Here is a 17931-nt window from a genome sequence, read left to right as displayed (position 1 = left end):
TTGTTAAATGATTACAGTTAAATCCATCCACGGAATCTGGCTGCTTCGGCCATTTTCCGCACCCCAACCATGTAGGCAGCAAGTCGCATGTCGACCTTCCTGGTCATAGCAGTATTATAAACATTGTTGAACCCTTTGACCATCACTTTGTGAAGCTTTTCTTCTATCTCCTCTTCTGTCCAGTAATAGCCTTGATTGTTTTGCACCCACTCAAAGTAGGAAACGGTCACACCGCCCGCAGATGCCAGAACGTCCGGTACCAACAATATATCCCGGCCCGACAAGATTTTGGTTGCCTCCAGCGTAGTTGGTCCATTGGCAGCTTCTACTACAATTGACGCTTTAATATTATCGGCATTTTCCTCTGTGATCTGATTCTCTACAGCTGCAGGAACAAGTATGTCACAATCAAGTTCGAGCAGCTCTTTATTTGTGATCGTATTCTTGAACAGCTTGGTGACGGTTCCGAAACTATCCCTGCGATCAAGAAGATAATCGATATCAAGTCCATCTGGATCATGTAAACCGGCGTACGCGTCAGAGATACCGATCACCTTGGCCCCGGCATCATGAAGAAATTTGGCAAGGAAACTGCCTGCGTTCCCGAAACCTTGAATAACTACTTTAGCGCCTTTTACGTTGATACCTTTTTTCTTAACAGCTTCGTCGATACAAATGGTAACACCCTTTGCTGTGGCAGACTCCCGACCATGTGAACCTCCTAGTACAATCGGCTTACCAGTAATGAAACCCGGGTTATTGAATTCATCGATACGACTATATTCATCCATCATCCATGCCATGATTTGAGGGTTGGTAAACACGTCGGGAGCAGGTATATCTTTTGTCGGTCCGACTATTTGACTAATTGCACGTACATAACCGCGGCTTAGGCCTTCTAGTTCACGGAACGACATTTCACGAGGATCACAGACAATACCGCCTTTCCCCCCGCCGTATGGTAAATCTACAATACCCGCTTTCAAACTCATCCATATGGATAAAGCCTTTACCTCTTTTTCGGTTACAGCAGGATGGAAACGGACTCCCCCTTTGGTCGGTCCTACAGCGTCGTTATGCTGGGCTCTATAGCCTGTGAATATTTTAATGGAGTCATCGTCCATCCGGACCGGAATCCGGACTGTCATCATCCTGACAGGTTCTTTCAGCAAGTCGAAAACTTCATCTGGATATCCCAATTTATCAAGTGCTTGCTGAACAACTGATTGGGTGGATTTTAATACATCAAGTTTGTCGTTATGTTCATTTGGAGAATCTGATGCTTTATCGGCTACCATCATCTTACCTCCTATAAGATTCTGTTCATCCATTCGATTCTTCGTTCTTCAGAAAATAGTATACATGCTAACAATCAATATGCAAAAAAACTCCTATATAACCTTAGCCATCTTAACTATAATAAAAACATAAGAATACGTCCACTCGATTACTTTTTAGCGGAAAGTTCTACAAATCGTTCGATCATCTGCTCATATGTCAACCCGACTACCTTGGCTGCATCCGGGAATAGACTTGTCGGCGTCATTCCGGGCAGGGTATTCACTTCGAGAATCACAGGCTTTCCTTCATCCGTAATGATGAAGTCCACTCTTGAATACACTTCACAGCCTAATAACTGGTGTGCCCTTACAGCATAGTCTTTAACCTGGCTGGTCAGTTCATCGCTTATTCTTGCCGGGATGATATGTTCACTTCCTCCAGGTTTGTACTTAGAGTCGAAATCATAATATTTACTTTTTGGTATTATTTCGATAATAGGCAATGCTTCCTCATCGCCACTATTTCCTACAATTGCGACTGTATATTCCTTTCCGGAAACAAATTCCTCCACTAATAAAACGGAATCGCTTTTCATCGCCAGCTCAATCGCTTCCGGCAGCTGCTGTTCGTCAGAGACGATCGTCAATCCCAGTGTCGATCCTTCCTGGTTAGGTTTGACTACATACGGTGGCGAAAAAGAACCTTTCACCTTTTCTATCAGCTGACTTTTTGAATATTTTTTCGTCTCAAATGCAGCTCCTTTGGCGACTGGGAGCCCATTCATCTCAAAAATTTGCTTTGCTTTTGATTTATCCATTGCCAATGCGGAAGCAAGCACTCCAGAACCGACATAAGGAATATCCAACATATCCAGCAAGCCCTGGATTCTTCCGTCTTCTCCGAACTTACCATGCAATCCGATAAAAACCAGATCAACTTGCAAATCAATGAGTTCCGACATTTTATCGGGATGGAAATCTATACCGACTACTTCATGTCCGTTCTTTTTTAGTGCTTCGATAATTCCCTTACCGGTCGATAGAGACACTTCTCTTTCACCGGATGTGCCCCCATATAATACAGCAATTTTCACAAATTTCACTCCTTGGAATTATTAAAAAGTTAATATGATGCAGCGATGCACGACAATTGAAAATCCATGCACTTCATACCTATATTTCTAAGATACGTAAATATAGTAACATGTTACCTGACCATCATCTAGAAAAACCTTCAAACCTTTTTTCCAGCAAAAAAGGCTGGTTCCTCAAAACCAGCCCGTACCTCGTTCCTATTTTACAGAAAATACTCTCCGACCTTTAAAATGGCGTCAGAATCGAAAATTACTTTACCATATTCTTTCAACTTATAGGATGTAACTATGCTCGGCGATGAGAATTCCGACAAAATGGCAATGATATGTTCACGGTTTTGGCCATGGACATCTTCCTCAGATATCTGCATATAATACAAGTCATTCATATGATAAACACTGCCGCCTGTTAAACCCAATTGCTGCAAATGGGAGCTTACCTGGATGATATTTTCAAAATCCATAAAAGCAAAAATCAGTTCCCTGCTTTCATCCAATGTGACCTTCATTTCTACGAATTCCTCATCATCTTCACTGTCCAATTCGTATTCATTTTGTGTGACAATTACCATCATTCCCTGTGCTTGCATCAGATGTACTTGGACAAGCAGCATGCCTTCCAACTCAAAACCCAATTCATCGCTGGCTTCATACATCATATCGTGGAATAATTGATGGACTCTGGGCAAGTCAAGCCAGAGGTCTTCTTTCGTCAGCCCTCTTTCGACTAAGTCATCAAACGTTAAAAAGATTTTAAACTGGTTTGTGGATAATCGTTCTAAACGCATTCACTTATCCCCCCTTGAATGCCCCATTTATTATATTTAATATATGAGGAAGAATTAAAATGGTAACTGCTAATGACCGAAAAAAACAAGCGTTATCTTTAAAATTATTCATTAAGTATGCAAATCATGAAATAGTAACCACATGGCATTCCGAACTCGTTCCCAATCTGAATGGGAGATGGGTATACCCATAACCCTCACTCACTAATATCCAGGTATTGTCGACCTTGTTCAATCCACCTCTGGAATAAAGCCCCAAGCCCATAAACCGGATTTGCCCGCCATGTGTATGTCCACTAAAAGCTGCCGTGACTTCTTCTTTTTCGTTATTTGATAAACTATAGAATATATCTGGCCTGTGTGTCAACAGGATCTTCGTTTCGCCCACCGCTTGTTGAAACAACAATTCCATAAGAGGACTGCTTCTGTCAGGATCATCGACACCGATCAAACTGAGCGACCCTCCGGATGGAAGAACAATATTTTTCGATTCATTTCTAAGCGTGTGGACACCATAATTCTCCAACAGGGAAACAAGGCGGGTCTGATCAAGTTCGTAATCATTATTCCCCCATACAAAATATACCGGTGCGCCCAGCTCTTTCAAACGAATGATGTTTTCTTTGATTCTCTCGAAAGGAACTTTCTTTTCAGCCAAATCTCCTCCAATTAAAACAAAGTCAACTTGGTGGGCAACTGATAATAGAGTTTTTCTTTTTATTAATCTGGTGTGGATATCGGATATAAAAAAGAAATGGATGGCTTGCTCCTTTTCTTTTTTTTCATCGGGTTTCTCAATTCTCAAGTACCTGACATGGTCATGAAAGGCTTTGAATATCATATAGCCAACCATTCCTGCTAAAAGGGCTGTTAAAACCAACAAAAATGCAATCAAACCATAACTCCTTCTCTCTCCATCTTTATCTTACCAATCGAATCCAAAACACCAGGGGTGACAGGTGTTATTTTCTCCTCATATCTCTTTAATATCCAAGACTCTGAACCCTGCTTTCTCCAGTTTGTTGGACAATCTGTCTACATTGTCGTTTTTTTCGATTTTGAGTACAATTCTCCGGGCAAGTTTATCCGTTTCATCAAACGTAGTAACCGAAATGACATTGCCATGATAATGCTTGATGATATCAGCGAGCCTGGACAACCTCCCGGCCGATTCTTCGGAGGTGAAAGCAATTCTTATCCCGGGTTTTTTCACTCCAAATGCACTTTCGAATTGTTCCAATACATCAAAACGGGTTACAATCCCCAAGAATTGACTGTTTTCATTTACAACTGACAAGATGGGAAAACCCTTAAAAGCTGTCAGTGTTTTTTCAAATACAGCCTCTTCGTCGATAAACAAATCACTATTTGTCATTACATCGCCCGCCGTTTTATTTTCTAAAAAGGTTTGTTTTTTCATCTCACTGAGAAAAAATGCCTTATATATTACTTGTTTGGAGATCATTCCTTTGAATATGCTGCCATCAACTACCGGCATCGCTTCTATATCATTACTTTCCAGGCTGTCTACCACTTGTTTTAATACATCGCCAGTTGAAGCAACTATACATTTATAACTTGGGATCATGATACTTTTCACGAACATTTTCTCAGCCTCCTTTGTTTTACTTTATAATATTTCTACAACTTCCTCTGCATTACCTGCAAATTAATCCAACACAAGAATCAGACAAGCTCTTTTCCCATAGACTCTATGGAAAGAGTTTGCATACCGCCAGGAAGGAGGTTTCGCATGTTTACTCAACGGAAGTATTATCATCCATATATCAGTCCGTTTGATCCATGCCCACCAATCAAAACGAAAAGCTACGAAACACCGCCGCAATTATATCTCGGATTTCAACCACCAGGTCTCCCCCAATATGAAACAGCGATAGAAGCATTGTACAGAGGCACATTATGGCCTGCCCTTTTCAGTCCATATTGTTCGCCTTATGAGAGGGGGGACGACGATGGATAAATTGCTGTCAACTGAATATTATCAATTATTGGAGCAAATTCAAGCAATTGACTTCGTTCTCTGCGAATTGACCCTGTACCTCGATACGCACCCTTACGATGAAGAGGCCATACAGCAATTCAATTACCATGCTAAACAGAGCAAACAGCTGAAAAAGCAGTATGAAGTGAAATACGGACCGCTCATGCAATACGGAAAAAGTTATTCCGGTTACCCATGGAACTGGAAGGATGCACCATGGCCTTGGCAGGTATAAATCATGCCGGTTAACTTCCCATCCTCCACACAAACCTGAAAAATAGCGAGCTGGTATGGAAACTATTGATGGAAAGGAAGATATCTGTGTGGTATTACGAAAAGAAATTGCAATACCCTGTTCGTGTGAGGGAATGTAATCCCCGACTTGCAAAGTTTCTGATTGAACAATACGGCGGAGCTGACGGAGAATTGGCAGCAGCTTTAAGATATCTGAATCAAAGATATTCCATTCCTGATAAAGTGATCGGTTTGTTGACAGACATTGGTACAGAGGAATTTGCCCATCTCGAGATGATTGCTACCATGGTTTATAAGTTAACGAAAGACGCTACTCCGGAACAAATGAAAGAAGCAGGCCTTGGCGAACATTATGCAAACCATGACAATGCTTTATTTTACCATAATGCAGCAGGAGTTCCATGGACAGCTTCGTATATCCAGGCAAAGGGCGACCCAATCGCCGATATATATGAAGATATTGCTGCGGAAGAAAAGGCGAGAGCAACCTATCAATGGATTATTAATCTTTCAGATGACCCGGAATTGAATGATGGACTGAAATATTTAAGAGAAAGGGAAGTAGTCCATTCACAACGCTTCAGAGAAGCGGCGGAGATTCTAAAAGAAGAGCGAGATAAAAAGAAATTTTTCTGATTTACTTGCGGAGCTGTAATGTCATTCGGCTCCGCTCATCCACTACCTGTTTTGATTTCGATTATTTCCACCCAAGGCCGAAATTCCTCTGGTACACGCTCCATTTCGAGATTCATCCATTCTTTGCCCCATAAATTGTAAGTCAGCAGCAAAATGATAATCAATAAGAACAATAAAAACAATAAACGGACAAGCGGGTAGCTTAACTTCCACTTCATTCCGGTCTTTTTTTGTTGGTGAACAGTTTTTCGGGGAGGAAGTTCCAATACATTCACATCCATTTCCGCTGTTGGGTCGGTAGTTGATGTCTGATCCTCTTCCTGCAGTTCGGGCTTGCTTGCCTTTTTCCTAAGCTGATTTGCCTGATCACTCATATGTTCTCCCATCAGGACTCCCCCTTTCCCTTTTTTGATTTGATGATAAGCCCTAATAATAGATCTATTAGGAAATGTGCAGTGATTGTAGTTAGAAGGTTCGCAGTTGTTTCATATAGCCAACCAATAAAAAAACTCAACACCAAAACGGAAAATAACAATACAGGCTTTGTTAAATATCTGAAATGCACTAATGCAAATAGCAGACTGGCCGTTATATATCCCAATTCCGTTTGCAGAACGCCGCGGAACAACAACTCTTCACTGATGGAAATGACGGCTGCCAAAAGAAAGATATGAGGGATGGAAGCATTTCTGAACACCTTTTCATTGATTCCTCCGTCGTCGAAGGACTCCTCCGGAAATACCCTCACCAGGACCAAATCAATCAAAACTACAACCAATCCAGGGATGACACCATAGAAGAAAAGCTGTTGTGGCTTCCAAGAGAATAATCCGAGCCATCGGGAAGGAGAATCAAACAAAAACAGACTGATTCCTAGTGTGAACAGAAAGAAAATAAATTGGGATAAATACAACTGTTTTATCAATTGTTTATAAGGCATTTTCCTGGCAATTTTTGCTTGGTTAGTGAACTTCATTCCGGTCACCCTGCAACATAAGCATTTTAAAATCTTCTTTCCAATCAATCGTCTCATTCCGCCGTGTTTGCTCTTCCGGCTGCCACGTCCCCAAAGTAAAACCACAATGATCACAACACCCGTAAGTTGGAGGTTTGACAGAATCCTGAAAAGCAGAAAACAACCCCTCTCTTCTACAAATCGATTCAGACTCTGCCCATTTCAACAATTCCGACAGCTTCGACTCCTTATAGCTCGTCCTCCAGTTAACAATTTTTCCGAGTTCGAGCTTGACTTGGTTCCAGTCTTCAAATTCAGGAGCGATCCTTCCCTGTCCTATCACTGCTTGCTTTTCTAGATGATAACGTAAAAATCTCCACTGTGTTTCAGAAATATCCATAAACTGGGCATTTTCTTCGTCTTTTTCGAACAGTTTCCCTTCTTTTTGCTGTATGGCCTGCAACCGGTGAAATACCCTTTCAACCTCCATCTCAACAGGAAGTTCAAGCTGGATCAATTTCTTTGGCAATAAATCGTCATTCGGGGCTAGCATTACCAGACTGACGCTGGATTTTCCATCTCGGCCTGCTCGGCCTATTTCTTGGATGAATGATTCAATTTGTGTCGGCAGGTGAAAGTGCACAACAAGTCTGATATTGTTTTTATCTATCCCCATTCCAAAGGCACTGGTACAGCAGATCACATCTAATTCATCATTCATGAATTGCTGTTGAACCAGTATGCGATCTGTCTGTTCCATTCCGCCGTGATAGTATGCGATTTTTAAATCCGGCACTGCATTGGAAAGAGTGATTGCTGCTTTTTCTGTCCAGTTCCTGCTCGAAAAATATATCATTGTCGGAACTTTATATTTTTCCAATATTTTTGACAAGTACGTCAATTTATCAGCAGGGCTTGGGAATTTATCTACTTTCAATGCAATGTTTTCTCTGTCCATTGGATGTATATGCTTTTTCATTCGGTCGCTCTTCAACTGATAGATAATATCCTCCTGGACTTCTGGGGTGGCCGTCGCACTCAATGCTAAGATAGGGGGACGACCCAACTCCCCCACGATGTCACCCAGTTTCAAATAATCCGGCCTGAACTCATGCCCCCATTGGGAAATACAATGTGCCTCATCGACTACAAACAGGGCTAGTTGGATTTGTTTTAATTTCGCAACGAATTCCGGACTTTGAAGCATTTCGGGAGAGGCATAAATAAGGTCATAGCTGCCTAGTTGCTGAAATGCCGTCTTTTTCTTTTCAAAAGACAAAAAGCTGTTGATTGAAATGACTCTTTTAAAACCCTTCGCAATCAATTGTTTTTCTTGATCAGTCATCAAAGAAATCAACGGGGAGATGACTAGTACCGATCCTTTCAATATCCTAGCCGGAAGCTGGTAGCAAAGTGATTTTCCCGAACCGGTAGGAAGAATGCCGAGGACATCTTTTCCGTCCAGGACATCAAGGATTATTTCCTTTTGACCGGGCCGAAAGGAAGAAAAACCATAATATTTTTGTAATGCCCTTTCCAGTTTTTCCTCTACCATTACACCTGCTCCTTTAACCAGTCTGAACGTTTCACAGCCAATGCCAGTCTTAACTGAAAATACTTATACTTATTATCGAGTGCAAGCTGAATCTCTTTCAGCCTTCTTGTATTAAGCTTTTTAGCCATGCCCACTATTTCTTCCACTTCTTTGTTTGTCAAGAAACGTTCAAGCGGGAATTGTGGACTGGCATAAGCTACTTCAACAATATGATCGTGAATAGTGTTTTCTTTCAACTTTCTGATTTTGGCCACAGCAGGAATACTGTAGCCCTTTTGCAATAGTTCATATGTCTTTTTTGCAGAATCTGTAAGAAAGAAGTCATTGAACAACCCATCTGCAAAAACAGACAAATACGGATATTTGTCTTGGTTGTCTGCAATGTGATTCAAAAGCGCATGGACTGTCAGGAGCCACCTTAAGTGAACATCCAGCTTTTCAATCTGGTATTTTACAGCCAATTGTTCCATACTCAAACCTATTCTGCTGTACCCCGTCAGTCTGTCGACAAAAATCCCGGCATCCATATCAGGGATTTTTTGCAAGAAAGCCGACAGTTCTTCATAAAGAGCATCTATCCACTTTTTCAACTCTTGGTTATGCTTCCGGTAGAACGACTTGAACCATAGTAATGTCTGTTCATTTTCTATAACCGGAATGAAAAATTTATTACCAGAATAAATATTTGTCGCTGTTTGAACAAATATAGTTAAGCGTTGATAAATTAAATCTGCAGAGCGATCGTAGACCAAGCCGTTGAATTGCTCGAAAGGTTCTTTGTAAGCACTCTTAGAAAGACAGGCAATTCCTTTCTCTTTAACTGTTGCTGCACCTTCCCGAATTTGGATTTTGCCATTTTCATTCAATTCCATAATTGCACGGTTAAAATCTTCTTTTACAAGAGATTTGCACAGTCCGAAAAAACCGGCCAAGTCGAAGATTCTAGCATCCTGCAAGGTTTGGGAAGATCTCTTGCCAGTCAGCAAGTGATAGACGGCAGGAAGGCTTCGTTCACCGTTTATTTTATGTATACTAGCTAGTAATAAATGTTCAAACACACGGATTCTCCTTTACATCCCTTGCCAAAAGTACTTTCCTGACAATACCTGTTATTGAAATGTCGTTCCAACAATCTTACAATAGAATACGAGGCAGATGCTAACTTGACTGCAAACAAGGGGGAACTCATTGATGCCTAAATTTACAATGGTCGACCAAGAGACTTGCATTGCCTGTGGAGCGTGCGGGGCTGCGGCGCCTGATATATTTGATTATGATGACGAAGGTATTGCTCTGGCTTTTGCTGACAACAATCACGGCACAACTTCCATTCATAGTGACTTAGAAGAAGACCTGTTGGATGCTCATGATGGTTGTCCGACAGATTCAATTAAAATAGCTGAAACGCCATTTTTCGGTGATCCGCAAACTAAATAGTTTGGTAGTAAGGCCGACGAATAGTTCAGATTATATTTTAACATGTTATTAGCTTTCTTTCCTCCATAAATATTGATATAATATGTAACCGAAGTTAATTACATATTATCCGGCAGCGGATTTGAACAATCCTGCTCCAGGAAATCAATAAGGAGGAAAACTATAATGGCAGAAAATAAAGTTTTAGACGTGTTCGTGGAAATACCTACTGGAAACCAAAATAAATATGAATTCGACAAGGAAAAAGGTGTATTCAAGCTTGACAGGGTGCTATTCTCTCCACAGTTTTATCCTGCAGAATATGGCTATATTGATGAAACACTTGCATTGGATGGAGATCCACTTGATGCGTTGGTAATCGTAACTAACCCTACATTCCCAGGTTGTGTTATCGAGTCCCGTGTTATTGGTTTCTTGAATATGATCGATAGCGGTGAAGAAGACCAGAAACTGCTTGCAGTGCCCGTTGAAGATCCACGTTTTAAAGATGTGTACAGCTTAGAAGATATCCCATCCCATAAATTGGATGAAATTGCTCATTTCTTCAAGACATACAAAGATCTTCAGAACAAAAAAACAGAAATCGGTGAGTGGGAAGGCGTAGAAGCAGCTAACAAACTTATCGACGACTGTATTGCAAGATACAAAGAAACTAAATAAGCACAGAAAAAAACCGGCGCCTTATGAAGCACCGGTTTTTTTATTGCTCTATTGGAGTAGGATTGGCCCCGTCAGGGATATCGAGCGGCTCACTGAGCTGGTATGGACCCACTTGGTCAATCCCCATGTCCAACTCCACTTTTTGAAAATGAAAGTCCTTGGCTGTCATCAAAATAGCTTCAACTGTATTGAGAGTCTTTTGGTCTTCATTAAACTGGCCCTCCAAAGATACTTTCAAAATTCCTTTTGTAAGGTTCTGTTCCACAACTAATGATGCTGCTTCCGGTATAGAAGCACTGATACCGGAAGGCTGCTCATCTTTCTGCATCTCCTTTAGAGCACTGCCTATATTTCCTTCCTGATCTGTTAGAGGGACAGGCACCAGTCTTTCTGGTGATTGTTCATTGTACTGATAAATTTTGTACCCTTGTTCATCACCAGCTTGAAATTCAAATCTTTCAATATCTGTGCCGATTTGTCCTAAATCGACTCCTGGAACACCTTCAGTCTGAAGCAGTGCCTGATCGATATCCAGCGGCAGAAACAAATCCGAAAGGATTGTTTCTAATTTGCTTTGGACAGAACTTCCCGGGGGCAACGTATAATCTTCCGGAAAATCAATGATGACCTCTCTTGTTTCCTGCTTCAAATCAAAACTCAAGTTTGCTAGCGGGTGTGGAGAAGCACCCCCGACTTCTTCTGGAATATACGATTGGATATTATTCAATACTTCTTCAATCTTTTTTTCATCATTCTTTACTTTGATGGAGAACGGAATAAGGTATTGAGCATTCAAATCAGGAACGGAAATAGTCAATAATGTCTCGTCGTTTTCGTCAAGATAGATCAATTTCGGAGTTGTTATCTCTTCTGCATTATTTAATTGTGCAGATGCCCCAGTATCCTCTGCTCCCTCTTCAGATATCGAATAGTCTCCGTCCTCATTTCTTTCCATTTTTCCGACATTCTCTTTTACTGGCCGACTTTCCTCTGTATTTGTCATCGAATAATCTACAGTATCTCCCTCAGAGGAATAATAGCCTTCTTGCAAGATGCTTTGAACGATCACAACAGCCAGGATAAGAACAGCCAGCGTTGCAAAGGAGGGGATAAGCCAAACAGCCTTGGATTTCTTATTTTCAATCTGCCTACCCTCTGCCTCCATACGGCAAGTGATTTTTTGGTAGAGTTCATCTCGCTCTTGCTCATCCTTTATAGCAGGCATATCTCTCAACAAGTCTTCCAATTTATTTTCATCGATTTTTTTCTTCATTCAGCGTCTCCCTCCTCCCCGTTTTCTTGTTCGATAAATCTTCTCAAAGCTTTGATTGCTCTATGTTGCGTTGTCTTCACTTTGCTGATACTCCATCCTAAAGTTTTTGCGGTTTCTTCAATGGAAAAAGATTGTACATACCTTAGTATCACAACACTTTTTTGGTCCAAAGTGCATTTATCGAGACAACGGTAAACCATTTTCATTTCTTCATTGAGAAGGGATATCTCTTCAGGAAGCGCTCCCTCGTCCCTTACAAGATGGGCTTTTTCCCCCCAGTCAAAAATATCCAGGATTCTTTTTCTCCGGCTTTGCTGTCTGCGGAAATAATCAATGGATACATGGCGGGCAATAGAGAAAAGCCAGGTTTTTTCGGAACTATCTCCCTTGAAAGTATCATAGGACTTCAAAACCCTTATATATACTTCCTGGACGAGGTCTTCTGCTTGCTCCTTGTTTTTTACCATATACATGATAAATTGAAATAAATCATTATGATATTCCTCGTATAATTGCTGAAAAGCGGCTTTCATACGCAAGCCCCCCGTTCATAAATATTTGTCGTACCGAGTATCTCGAAAGTTACAATATCTTGGAGGAATTTTGTGTGTTTAATTTATGGTTTACAAGAGAGGGAAAGTGCGAACTAAGGTTACTTCGATTCTTGTTGTTCTAATGATCGTCTATGTCCTGGCTGCAGCAGAACACTTCGCTTTCCACGCGCACGGCCTTAGCCCCCACATCAGCTCTGCGTCTTCTACTGCCGCTTCTTAGTATGGTTCCTCGACGAGCTGGTGAATTTGGCTGGCGTTTAATCACATAGCCGCCGGATATTTTGGTTTCTTATATGATTGAAATAGGTCTTACTAATTTATCACAAAAAAATACCAACAGGGAAGTTGGTATTTTTATCATAATTGCCATTTATTTTGATACCGCTGAAATACTTTTGAGAATAATGGAAACAAAAGAAACGTAAAAATCCCATTACCAACAGCATGGTATGTGTCGAAAGGTAGTCCTGCTAAATAGTATGGCAAGAATTTTCCGCTTACTGTAAATGAAGTCAACGAAATAATCAGGCCATATAAATAGCCTGAAAAAATGGAAAATAGACTCAGAAGAATAACGGGAATATTTTTAAAATACTTTCCAATCATGCCACTTAAAAAACCAATAAAGGCCCAGCCGATGATCTGCCAGACAGTCCATATCCCCATTCCAAGAAACAAATTGGATAAATAGGTGGACAGGACTGCTAGCAGTATGCCAGCAACTGGTCCTAAAAAAAAGCCGCTAATGATAATCAAGGTAGTCACTGGCTGGATATTGGGAAGGAATTGAAAAGCAAATCGTCCCACTACAGCCAATGCTGCCAATATAGAAACAAGTGTGAGCTTATAAATGTTCAACTGGCTCATTCCATTGCTTGCAAATCAAAAGTAACTTCGTCATCAGGAGACAACTCTTTTTCATTCGCGCCAACTTCAGCCATTTCTCCATTCACATAATACATCCAATATTTACCTGCTTCTTCATCCTGCGAAACACCTTCAATTGAAGTGATAAATCCATCTGATTCTTCGACTTCAAAATTTTCTTTCATGACGTCCAACAAAATGTCTCCTTCTTCAATAGGAATATCTTCTTCAGCGATGACGTCTTCACCATCTTCACTAATCGTAACCGAAACGGACTCTTCGTTTTCTGTCTCACTCGCATTCTCTGTCTGGGGCTCTGACTGTTCCTGTTCCTGTCCTTGTTCTTGACCACAGCCCACTAGTCCTGTAACTAAGAAAAGGACTAAAAATAGTGCTGAAAAAATGTTTTTCATACTGACAACCTCCGATAATTTATTTGGTTGAACGAAATTGTCTAAAAATACCAACAAAAAAGCTTATCTTTCTAGGAAGATAAGCTTTAAGACATACGGATGGAATAACCAGCCTTAAGTCTCATTCGCTCAATCCCCGAAGCATTGAAACCAAAGACATGGCAGGTCTACTGACTTTGTGTATCAACCTACTAAGGGACCTTCCCATATGTTTGCCATACAGTGGAACTCCCGTTTCGTACACACTTACAGTTGCGAGGACAGTTCCGGATTTACACCGGATTCCCTTTTAAGCCAACAGCCCTTCCGTTTAAGAAAAACTGAAAAGCACCAACGTCTTCTCTATTCAATTTGCAAAATAATTCTACCATAACTAAACAAATATAAAAAGATTGAATGTTCCATAGGTAACAAGATTATTCTTCATAAATTACTGATAATCGTGCTTTTTCGGGATTTGGAAAGTAAATGTCGTACCTTCTTCCAATTTACTTTGAACCGTTATCGTACCCTTGTGGGCTTCAATTATATTTTTAGCAATGGCCAGACCGAGTCCTGTACCTTTTTTGCCGTTTCCTCTTGTCCGGGCCTTGTCTGCCTTGTAAAACCTTTCAAATACAAAAGGGAGATCTTCCGGGGGAATTCCATAACCTGAATCTTTAACAGAAGCAACCAGCATCTCACCTTCCGAGCGAAGTTGAATTCCTACCCGGCCATCTTCTTGGGAATGCTTTATGGCATTGTCGATCAAATTGGTAAACACCTGTTCAATTCTGTCAGGATCGAATAAGGCCTGGTGCTCATCGAGTTTCACATTCATCTCTAAATGAATATTTTTTTCATTGGCAAGCCCTTGAAATTTCTTCACGATACGATTTGTGAAAACTTCAACATCCACCGATTCAAAGTTCAATTGGATATTGCCAGATTGCATTCGCGCCAAATCGAGCAATTCATTGACAAGTCTTCCAATCCGTAGAGATTCTTCATGGATGATACCGGCAAGTTCATTTTTTTCTTGTTTGCTTTCCGCAATATCATCCACAATAGCTTCACTGTATCCTTGCAACAGCGAAATCGGTGTCCGAAGTTCATGGGATACGTTTGCAATGAAATCTTCCCGTAGTTTATCCATTCTTCTTTCTTCTGTCATATCCCGGAAAACAGCTACTGCCCCACGAACGTATTCTTGATCATAGAGGGGTGTCATGATCATCGCCCAGTTCCGGCCTTGAATGAGCAGCTCTTTCATGACTTCTTGTTCAGTATCAATTACTTGTTCCAATGTTTCTCTGAGCTCTGTCGGTAAAGGAGCTTCCTCTTCAAATTCAACTGAGTTTTCATAATACCAATCTCTTAAGAATTTTTCCGCAGGTGGGTTCGATACGATGATATTCCCTTTTCTGTTGAGCGTTATAACTCCATCTGCCATCGAACTAAGTATGCTTGATACTTGTTCCTTCTCTTGCCTGAGAGCATTGATATGAAATTTCAACTGCCTCCCCATTCTGTTGAAGGCCATTGCAAGTTCTCCTATTTCGTCATGAGTAAGAATCGGAACTTTTGTATTAAATTCGCCTCTTGCAAGTTCAAAGGCGCCTTCTCGCATTTTAATTAATGGGGAAGTAATCCTTGTGGACAGGAAAAAGGCGAAAATGGTTGTAAGTATCAATGCAACTCCTGCCGCCAGACAGATTATTTTAGTAGTTTCATTTGTAGTTTCTTTGATGACATTAAGCGACTGATAGACATAGACCGCGCCCTCCCTGTCAGGCAAAGGCATACCGACAATGATCGCCTGGTCTTCACTTCCCGGCAGACTGGTAAGTTTCTGCACTTCTCTATTGGTATCTTTTATCGCAAACAGATCGTCTTCTGATTTCAACCAATCATAACTGATTTCTGGCAATGTGCCATCGTTTCCATCAGAAACCCAAAAGTCGTTTTCAGAGAAAAGGACAGCCACCCTGCTTGAAGGATCCTTTACAAGGTCGGTGGTTTCAAAAATCAAATCCCGTTCCTCGTAATGTTCTACCATGACGGAGACCTTGACGGCTGTCTGCATGAGATTCTTTTCCGCTTCACTGGTATGGAAATTCTGAAAGAACTGCAATAGAAGTATAGTCAGGATTAAAAGAACAAATGCCACCAATAAGAGGATAGTAAACCATAATTTACCAACCACACTCCGCCACAACATTATTCCTCAGTTACCTCGAATTTATAGCCTACTCCCCAGACAGTGACAATCATTTTTGCCGCATCTTTGGAAACTTTGCTCAATTTTTCTCTTAATCTTTTCACATGGGTATCGACTGTCCGCAAATCGCCAAAAAATTCGTATTTCCAGACTTCCTTCAGCAACTGCTCTCTATCGAACACCTTATCCGGTGCTCTTGCCAAGAAAACCAGCAGTTCATATTCTTTAGGAGTCAGTCCCACCTCATTGCCGTCAGCTGTTACACGATGGGCATCGTTGTCGATTAACAAATGCGGAAATTCAATCAGGTCACGCGTTTTACTATCGATTTCGGAAAAAGTGCTGGCAGAAGATCGGCGGAGCAGAGCTTTTACCCTTAGGACCACTTCGCGGGGGCTGAACGGCTTGACTATATAGTCATCTGTCCCTACCTCAAAACCTTGAACACGATTAGCTTCCTCGCCTTTAGCTGTCAGCATAATGACAGGGGTGTTTTTTTCCTCTCTTAATTCCTTGCAAACTTCTATCCCATCTTTACCGGGCATCATAATATCAAGGATGATGACGGAAAAATCTTCTTTCAAGGCCAGCTCCAAACCTGTCTCCCCATCCTCTGCTTCGATAACTTCATAGTTTTCTCTCTCAAGGTACATCCTGATCAATTTTCTGATTCTATCTTCATCTTCTACCACTAACACTTTCTCTAAATCAGACATTTCTTTCCCCCCTAATCTTATATAGCATGGCTTTAAAAGAAATAACCTTATGCATAAGAATGAAGACCTGCGATTATCAAATTAACAGCAATCAAATTAAACATAATAATCGCAAAACCACCGACCGCAAGCCAAGCAGACTTTTCACCGTGCCAACCTCTCGAAAGTCTCAAGTGTAAAAAGGCGGCGTAAAAAAACCAAGTGATAAGGGCCCAGACTTCCTTAGGATCCCATCCCCAGAATCGGTCCCATGCCTGTTGTGCCCAAATCATTGCAAATATTAAAGCTCCTAAAGTAAATACAGGGAAGCCAATAGCGACAGAACGATAAGAGATTTCATCGACCAAATCAGGGTTTGCCTTTTTCAATAACGGCTGGATGGCAGCTGCAACTCTTTTACGCAGAATAAGCCTTGCAGCAATATAAAGAATAAGTCCGACCATCATCGACCAAATCAAGGTATTGAATTTTCTGGCTGCATTTTCTCCATGCATCCAACCTGGTGCTTCAAACACAGGTCCCATGGCGTCCTCTGTGAGAAGCTCACCCTCAGAAGGTCCTGCTATAGCAGGCAAATGATAATCAACAGTCACTTCTTCTCCTTCAATCGGGAACTGGAATTGCGCATTATAACCGAAACCGGAAAACACTGATGTAATTATCACAAAACCAAGTGTAGCCAATATGGAATAAATGATAATTTCAAGCCAAGTAGTACGTTTGCTTCTTCTGGCCTGGTCTACCTGGCTGATCAGATAAATAAGACCTGCTGCGAAACTCACAGCCAAAATTGCCTCCCCCAAAGCTGCAGTTGTTACATGAATATACAACCAATGACTCTTCAATGAAGGAATCAAAGGGGAAATCTCTGTCGGGAACATGCTTGCATAGGCTATCACTAAAAGGGCCACAGGCAATGCAAACAATCCTAGAAGATTCAACCGGTATATAAAATAAATAATTATAAAAGCCAAGACCAACATCATTCCGAAGAAAGTAGTGTATTCGAACAAGTTGCTGACAGGAGCATGCGAGCTCGCAACCCACCTTGTAAAGAAATAACTGACTTGTGAAAGGAAACCGACGATGGTAATCGCAATGGCAATCTTACCCAACCTGTCACTATTACTTTTTCCCCGCTTGTCACGAATTGTGCCGGCAAAGAAAAAGGTAGCGACCAAGTATAAAATAAAGGCAGCATATAGTAACCCGCTGCTAATAGTACTTAATTCCACGATGTTCGTCC

General features: G+C 41.1%; 21 protein-coding genes and 1 riboswitch. Of the genes, 5 read left to right on the top strand and 16 right to left on the bottom strand.

From position 1 onward, the window contains the following. Positions 1-17: 17 nt before the first annotated feature. The 5 genes from CZ434_RS02880 to CZ434_RS02860 form a co-directional block, all read right to left on the bottom strand. Complete coding sequence (locus CZ434_RS02880; RefSeq protein WP_077621707.1) at positions 18-1298, bottom strand: Glu/Leu/Phe/Val family dehydrogenase; 1281 nt, start codon at positions 1296-1298, stop codon at positions 18-20. Positions 1299-1447: 149 nt separating this feature from the next. Continuing rightward, complete coding sequence (locus tag CZ434_RS02875; protein ID WP_077621706.1) at positions 1448-2374, bottom strand: D-alanine--D-alanine ligase; 927 nt, start codon at positions 2372-2374, stop codon at positions 1448-1450. 203 nt (positions 2375-2577) lie between these two features. Next, complete coding sequence (locus tag CZ434_RS02870) at positions 2578-3162, bottom strand: genetic competence negative regulator (protein WP_077621705.1); 585 nt, start codon at positions 3160-3162, stop codon at positions 2578-2580. A 124-nt stretch (positions 3163-3286) separates the two neighbouring features. Further along, the gene (locus tag CZ434_RS02865) at positions 3287-4057 is read right to left on the bottom strand and encodes a metallophosphoesterase (protein ID WP_077621704.1); all 771 of its coding nucleotides are present in this window, start codon (positions 4055-4057) and stop codon (positions 3287-3289) included. A 78-nt stretch (positions 4058-4135) separates the two neighbouring features. Further along, positions 4136-4768 carry a CBS domain-containing protein gene (locus CZ434_RS02860; RefSeq protein WP_077621703.1) on the bottom strand — a complete coding sequence of 211 codons (633 nt, stop codon included), beginning with the start codon at positions 4766-4768 and terminating at the stop codon, positions 4136-4138. Positions 4769-4915: 147 nt separating this feature from the next. Here CZ434_RS02860 and CZ434_RS02855 point away from each other — a divergent pair, with 147 nt between their 5' ends. The 3 genes from CZ434_RS02855 (at position 4916) to CZ434_RS02845 (ending at position 6055) form a co-directional block, all read left to right on the top strand. Further along, positions 4916-5143 (top strand): spore coat associated protein CotJA, encoded by a 228-nt coding sequence (locus CZ434_RS02855; RefSeq protein ID WP_077621702.1) that lies wholly within the window; start codon positions 4916-4918, stop codon positions 5141-5143. Further along, entirely contained in the window at positions 5136-5399 is a 264-nt protein-coding gene (locus tag CZ434_RS02850; RefSeq protein ID WP_077621701.1) for a spore coat protein CotJB, read from the top strand. The genes CZ434_RS02855 and CZ434_RS02850 overlap by 8 nt, the downstream gene beginning before the upstream one ends. A gap of 86 nt (positions 5400-5485) precedes the next feature. Next, positions 5486-6055, top strand: coding sequence for a manganese catalase family protein (locus CZ434_RS02845; RefSeq protein WP_077621700.1), 570 nt, complete (start codon positions 5486-5488; stop codon positions 6053-6055). 35 nt (positions 6056-6090) lie between these two features. Here CZ434_RS02845 and CZ434_RS02840 read toward each other — a convergent pair whose 3' ends face one another. Genes CZ434_RS02840 through CZ434_RS02825 form a run of 4 tightly spaced genes read right to left on the bottom strand, consistent with a single transcriptional unit; the run spans position 6091 to position 9623 of the window. After that, on the bottom strand, positions 6091-6441 hold the full coding sequence (locus CZ434_RS02840; protein ID WP_077621699.1) for a hypothetical protein: 351 nt from the start codon (positions 6439-6441) through the stop codon (positions 6091-6093). Further along, the gene (locus tag CZ434_RS02835) at positions 6441-7031 is read right to left on the bottom strand and encodes a CPBP family intramembrane glutamic endopeptidase (RefSeq protein ID WP_077621698.1); all 591 of its coding nucleotides are present in this window, start codon (positions 7029-7031) and stop codon (positions 6441-6443) included. Before CZ434_RS02835 ends, CZ434_RS02840 begins: the two co-directional genes overlap by 1 nt. Continuing rightward, positions 7018-8565 carry a RecQ family ATP-dependent DNA helicase gene (locus CZ434_RS02830; protein WP_077621697.1) on the bottom strand — a complete coding sequence of 516 codons (1548 nt, stop codon included), beginning with the start codon at positions 8563-8565 and terminating at the stop codon, positions 7018-7020. Before CZ434_RS02830 ends, CZ434_RS02835 begins: the two co-directional genes overlap by 14 nt. Further along, positions 8565-9623, bottom strand: a complete 1059-nt coding sequence (locus CZ434_RS02825; RefSeq protein WP_077621696.1) for a YpbB family protein — start codon at positions 9621-9623, stop codon at positions 8565-8567. Before CZ434_RS02825 ends, CZ434_RS02830 begins: the two co-directional genes overlap by 1 nt. A gap of 133 nt (positions 9624-9756) precedes the next feature. Here CZ434_RS02825 and CZ434_RS02820 point away from each other — a divergent pair, with 133 nt between their 5' ends. Further along, entirely contained in the window at positions 9757-10002 is a 246-nt protein-coding gene (locus tag CZ434_RS02820; protein ID WP_077621695.1) for a ferredoxin, read from the top strand. A 162-nt stretch (positions 10003-10164) separates the two neighbouring features. Beyond that, positions 10165-10662: an inorganic diphosphatase gene (locus CZ434_RS02815; RefSeq protein WP_095742886.1), complete on the top strand. Its 498-nt coding sequence runs from the start codon at positions 10165-10167 to the stop codon at positions 10660-10662. A gap of 40 nt (positions 10663-10702) precedes the next feature. Here the strand turns inward: CZ434_RS02815 and CZ434_RS02810 are convergent, their stop codons facing one another. From CZ434_RS02810 to ccsB, 7 genes are all read right to left on the bottom strand, one after another. Then, positions 10703-11935, bottom strand: coding sequence for a GerMN domain-containing protein (locus tag CZ434_RS02810; RefSeq protein WP_077621693.1), 1233 nt, complete (start codon positions 11933-11935; stop codon positions 10703-10705). After that, positions 11932-12468: an RNA polymerase sigma factor SigX gene (gene sigX / locus CZ434_RS02805; RefSeq protein ID WP_077621692.1), complete on the bottom strand. Its 537-nt coding sequence runs from the start codon at positions 12466-12468 to the stop codon at positions 11932-11934. The genes CZ434_RS02810 and sigX overlap by 4 nt, the downstream gene beginning before the upstream one ends. A gap of 378 nt (positions 12469-12846) precedes the next feature. Continuing rightward, the gene (locus CZ434_RS02800; RefSeq protein WP_077621691.1) at positions 12847-13347 is read right to left on the bottom strand and encodes an ECF transporter S component; all 501 of its coding nucleotides are present in this window, start codon (positions 13345-13347) and stop codon (positions 12847-12849) included. A 5-nt stretch (positions 13348-13352) separates the two neighbouring features. Continuing rightward, the gene (locus CZ434_RS02795; protein WP_077621690.1) at positions 13353-13769 is read right to left on the bottom strand and encodes a DUF4430 domain-containing protein; all 417 of its coding nucleotides are present in this window, start codon (positions 13767-13769) and stop codon (positions 13353-13355) included. 144 nt (positions 13770-13913) lie between these two features. After that, positions 13914-14119, bottom strand: a riboswitch (cobalamin riboswitch). An 80-nt stretch (positions 14120-14199) separates the two neighbouring features. Further along, entirely contained in the window at positions 14200-15969 is a 1770-nt protein-coding gene (locus tag CZ434_RS02790) for an ATP-binding protein (protein WP_077621689.1), read from the bottom strand. Beyond that, positions 15969-16685 (bottom strand): response regulator transcription factor, encoded by a 717-nt coding sequence (locus tag CZ434_RS02785; RefSeq protein WP_077621688.1) that lies wholly within the window; start codon positions 16683-16685, stop codon positions 15969-15971. Before CZ434_RS02785 ends, CZ434_RS02790 begins: the two co-directional genes overlap by 1 nt. A gap of 47 nt (positions 16686-16732) precedes the next feature. Then, on the bottom strand, positions 16733-17920 hold the full coding sequence (gene ccsB / locus CZ434_RS02780; RefSeq protein ID WP_077621687.1) for a c-type cytochrome biogenesis protein CcsB: 1188 nt from the start codon (positions 17918-17920) through the stop codon (positions 16733-16735). Positions 17921-17931 lie beyond the last annotated feature (11 nt).

Origin of the sequence: Sediminibacillus massiliensis, from assembly GCF_900156915.1 — a bacterium.
Classification (GTDB): domain Bacteria; phylum Bacillota; class Bacilli; order Bacillales; family Amphibacillaceae; genus Sediminibacillus_A; species Sediminibacillus_A massiliensis.
The sequence above is the reverse complement of the archived record's forward strand: the minus strand, read 5'-3'. Positions and strand labels throughout refer to the sequence as shown.

Coding starts and splice junctions, on each gene's coding strand:
- CZ434_RS02880 (WP_077621707.1), bottom strand. CDS start 1,298: ATGGTAGCCGATAAAGCATCAGATTCTCCAAATGAACATAACGACAAA.
- CZ434_RS02830 (WP_077621697.1), bottom strand. CDS start 8,565: ATGGTAGAGGAAAAACTGGAAAGGGCATTACAAAAATATTATGGTTTT.
- CZ434_RS02810 (WP_077621693.1), bottom strand. CDS start 11,935: ATGAAGAAAAAAATCGATGAAAATAAATTGGAAGACTTGTTGAGAGAT.
- CZ434_RS02835 (WP_077621698.1), bottom strand. CDS start 7,031: ATGAAGTTCACTAACCAAGCAAAAATTGCCAGGAAAATGCCTTATAAA.
- sigX (WP_077621692.1), bottom strand. CDS start 12,468: ATGAAAGCCGCTTTTCAGCAATTATACGAGGAATATCATAATGATTTA.
- CZ434_RS02855 (WP_077621702.1), top strand. CDS start 4,916: ATGTTTACTCAACGGAAGTATTATCATCCATATATCAGTCCGTTTGAT.
- CZ434_RS02850 (WP_077621701.1), top strand. CDS start 5,136: ATGGATAAATTGCTGTCAACTGAATATTATCAATTATTGGAGCAAATT.
- CZ434_RS02840 (WP_077621699.1), bottom strand. CDS start 6,441: ATGGGAGAACATATGAGTGATCAGGCAAATCAGCTTAGGAAAAAGGCA.
- CZ434_RS02795 (WP_077621690.1), bottom strand. CDS start 13,769: ATGAAAAACATTTTTTCAGCACTATTTTTAGTCCTTTTCTTAGTTACA.
- CZ434_RS02860 (WP_077621703.1), bottom strand. CDS start 4,768: ATGTTCGTGAAAAGTATCATGATCCCAAGTTATAAATGTATAGTTGCT.
- CZ434_RS02820 (WP_077621695.1), top strand. CDS start 9,757: ATGCCTAAATTTACAATGGTCGACCAAGAGACTTGCATTGCCTGTGGA.
- CZ434_RS02870 (WP_077621705.1), bottom strand. CDS start 3,162: ATGCGTTTAGAACGATTATCCACAAACCAGTTTAAAATCTTTTTAACG.
- CZ434_RS02790 (WP_077621689.1), bottom strand. CDS start 15,969: ATGTTGTGGCGGAGTGTGGTTGGTAAATTATGGTTTACTATCCTCTTA.
- CZ434_RS02785 (WP_077621688.1), bottom strand. CDS start 16,685: ATGTCTGATTTAGAGAAAGTGTTAGTGGTAGAAGATGAAGATAGAATC.